The 3,860-nt window shown below is 48.0% G+C and carries 3 protein-coding genes; all 3 read left to right on the top strand.

Annotated elements, in window-relative coordinates; genetic code table 11:
* Positions 1–1,509, top strand: a 1,509-nt coding sequence (locus tag V7D75_RS08095; protein WP_333614154.1) for an FAD-binding oxidoreductase, incomplete at its 5' end; no start/stop codon positions are given.
* A 24-nt stretch (positions 1,510–1,533) separates the two neighbouring features.
* Positions 1,534–3,216, top strand: a complete 1,683-nt coding sequence (locus V7D75_RS08090) for a glycerol-3-phosphate dehydrogenase/oxidase (RefSeq protein ID WP_333614153.1) — start codon at positions 1,534–1,536, stop codon at positions 3,214–3,216.
* Positions 3,217–3,377: 161 nt separating this feature from the next.
* On the top strand, positions 3,378–3,860 hold a 483-nt coding region (locus V7D75_RS08085; RefSeq protein ID WP_333614152.1), incomplete at its 3' end, for an FGGY family carbohydrate kinase.

Here is a 3,860-nt window from a genome sequence, read left to right as displayed (position 1 = left end):
TCTGTGAGCCTACAACAGGTACTCAAAACCGTCCCAAAATCGCGCTTGCCTGCTGCGATAACTAATCTGGATACGGTATCTGTCGATAAAGAAGTGAGACTCAGACACGCGCGCGGGCAAAGTTTTCCAGACTGGATCGCCATGCATGGTGGCGATTTTGAAGTCTTCCCTGACGGTGTCGCCTTCCCTGAATCGACCGCTAATGTCGAGACTTTATTAACGCTCGCCAGTGAGCATGACCTTATCGTTATTCCTTTTGGTGGCGGCACTTCAGTAGCAGGTCATATCAATCCGCAAAAAGGTTCACGCCCCGTATTGACCATTGCCATGAGCAAGATGGATCAGCTGCTTGACTTAGATTTTGAGAGCCAAATTGCAACCTTTGGCGCGGGTACACAAGGGCCAGCTGTCGAAGCACAATTGGACGCGCACGGTTACCGTCTAGGCCATTACCCACAGTCTTGGGAGCTATCAACGCTTGGCGGCTGGATTGCCGCGCGCTCTAGCGGTCAGCAGTCATTGGGCTACGGACGCATCGAGCAGCTATTTGCCGGCGGTACGCTAGTCACCCCACAAGGCGTGCTTAATATCGCTGATATTCCAGCGTCATCGGCGGGACCTGATTTGCGCGAGATGATGATGGGCACCGAAGGTCGTGCTGGTATTTTTACGACAGTCAAAATGCGTGTACAACCGCAGCCTGAGGAAGAACTGTTTAAAGTGGCTTTCCTGCCCAATTGGGAAGCAGGTAAAGAAGTGCTTAGACAAGCGGTGCAAAAAAATGTTCGTTTATCTATGTTACGTCTCAGTAATGCCGTCGAAACTGATGCGCATCTACATCTGGGCACCTCACCGAGTCAATTTTTAGCCATTAGCACTTATCTAAAAGCTCGCGGGCTGAGCTCAGATAAGGTTATGCTCACTTACGGCGTATCAGGCGATAAAGCGCAGAATAAATTGGCGCTGACGCAGTTTAATAAGCTGTTAAAGCAGCACGGTAGTGTCACGGGTAAAATCACCGATATCATGGGTAGTGTGTGGGCGCATGGGCGCTTTAAATTCCCATATTTGCGTGGCACTTTATGGGACAAAGGCATCATGGTCGATACCTTTGAGACGGCAACCAATTGGAATAATATCGACGCGCAGATGCAGCAAATGCAAGAAGCGGTGAGAACCTCTTTAACAGATGAAGGCGAGGAAGTCATGGCCTTTACCCATATCTCACACGTCTATAAGCAAGGTGCGAGCCTTTATACCACTTACTTTTTCCGCGCGGCAAAAGACCATGCGACTACCTTACAGCGCTGGCAAAAAATCAAACATGCTGCCAGTGTTAGCCTTGCTAATGGTAAAGCGACCATCTCGCATCAACACGGCGTTGGCCGTGATCATGCGCCGTACCTTGCCGCCGAAAAAGGCAAGCTTGGCATGCAAATAACCTATGATATGCTCAAAAGCTTAGACCCTGAACAGCGTATGAACCCGGGTGTATTGCTTGAGAAGTAATAAACCAATTAAGAAGAGTGAGATATGACTCAAACCAAGCAACGCCAACAAGCATTAGCGCCTTTATCTCATCGCTCGTCTCAAGCAGAACCTTGGGATATGCTGATTATCGGTGGCGGTATCACCGGTGCTGGGATTGCTCGCGAAGCGGCACGGCGTGGTCTTAAAGTTTTACTTATTGAGCAAAAAGACTTTGCTTGGGGTACATCAAGCCGCTCTAGCAAAATGGTGCATGGCGGCCTGCGCTACATTGCTTCAGGTGATTATAAAACCACCTTACTTAGCGTGCGCGAGCGTGAGCGTATGCTCAGTGAAGCAAGCGGCCTTGTGAATGAAATGCACTACATCATGCCGCATTATAAAGGCAAGTTTCCGCCGCCATGGATATTTAATACCTTGCTACGCGTTTACGATGGACTGGCGGGCAAGCGCTATTCTAAGTACTTTAAAAAAGATGCTTTTCTTAGCCTGAACCCAAATATCAAACAAGACAAATTTTTGGGTGCCAGTCAATTTAGCGATGCGGTGACCGATGACTCGCGGCTGGTGATGCGCGTCCTTGCTGAGGCGATTCACGACGGTGCGCAGGCGATTAATTACCTAAAAGCCGAAACGTTGATTACCAATCAACAAGGCTTGGTGGTAGGCGCAACACTCAAAGACACTTCTTCTGAGGACAATGCTCAAAACAATATTCAAAGCAATGCTCAAAGTTACGATATTTACGCCAAAGTGGTGGTCAGTGCGACTGGTGCTTGGGCAGATACCTTACGGATGCAAGCCAGTAAGCAGACTGAGCAAAGTTTTCATAAGCAAATCCGTCCGTCACGCGGCAGTCATTTGGTCGTGAGCAAAGAGCGTTTGCCAATTGAGCAAGCCTATACCTTTTTGCATCCTGTCGATAAAAGAGCGGTATTTGTCTTCCCATGGGAAAATCGTACCGTGCTTGGCACCACTGATTTGGATCATTCACCTTTGGACGATAGCGAGGTCGGCATCACGAATGAAGAGGTCGATTATCTATTAACGGCGACTAACGAGCTGTTTAATGATGCCAAGCTTAACCGAAAAGATGTCATCAGCACTTGGGCAGGCGTGCGTCCGCTGATATCAGAAGGCGGTGATGGTAAGCGCGTAAGCCCAAGTAAAGAAAAGCGCGACCATAGCGTATGGTTAGATAACAATCTGGTCACCGTTAGCGGCGGCAAGCTAACGACCTTTCGCCTGATTGCTTTAGATGTCCTTGAAAAGTGTCGAGAAGTGCTCGCCCTTGATAAATCTGTCATTCAAAATCAAACCCTAAATGGCGATCACGTCTTTAGCAATACCGCGCCAACCAATCCTAAATTTTTTACTTTGCCAAAAGCTCTACAACAACGCTTGCAAGGGTTTTACGGCTTACAGCTCGATACCTTGCTTGAGCTTGCGCATGAGGAAGATTTGGCTTATGTTACCGACAGCAATACCATTTGGGCAGAGATTCGTTTTGCCGCGCGCCATGAGCAAGTCATGCATTTAGATGATTTATTATTGCGGCGTACGCGCTTGGGTTTAATCCTACCGCATGGCGCAATGACGCCGCTAATTAGCGCAAGACTGAAGCAGATATGTCAGCAAGAGCTCGGCTGGGATGAGCAAAAATGGCAGCAAGAAATCGAGCGCTATCAAAAGCTATGGCAACGCTATTATCATTTGCCTGCGGCTTAGCGCTTTTCTATTATATTAATAGCCATTGCTACTGGTATAACTTTTTCTTGCTTGCTGTGCCTACGCAGACAGAGGCTGCGGAAAATTTACACCAGTAGCAAGCGATAATCATAGTGTGTTTTTATTTTGCGCTATCTATTTTTACATAGTTAAGGATGACTATGACCACTACCTTTGATGCACCTATTTATTTCTTAGCTATCGATAATGGCACCCAAAGTGTCAGAGCGCTAATTTTTGATCAATTTGGCACTGAGATTGCTAAAGCGCGCGTGCCTATCGAGCCGTATTTTTCTACTGAGCCCAATTTTGCCGAACAACACGCCGACTATTATTGGCAAAAGCTAAGCGAGGCTTGTCAGCAACTTTGGCAAAGCTGCGATATTACGCCCGCGCAAATCGCGGGCGTCAGTCTTGCCACCCAGCGCTATACCATGATATGTCTGGATAAAGACAAGCAGCCACTGCGTCCTGCTATTGTTTGGATGGACTTGCGCCGCGGCGAAACCAACGATATTGGTTTTTTAAACCCACTAACCAAAATTATCGGCATGGGCGAACTGGTACAAGAGGCGCAGCAAAAAGCCCGCTGTAATTGGCTTGCATACCATGAGCCAAAGATGTGGGCAAAGACCGCCCATTAC

This window comes from Psychrobacter sp. (genome assembly GCF_036731945.1).
Classification (GTDB): domain Bacteria; phylum Pseudomonadota; class Gammaproteobacteria; order Pseudomonadales; family Moraxellaceae; genus Psychrobacter.
This window is presented reverse-complemented; position numbering and strand designations above follow the sequence as displayed.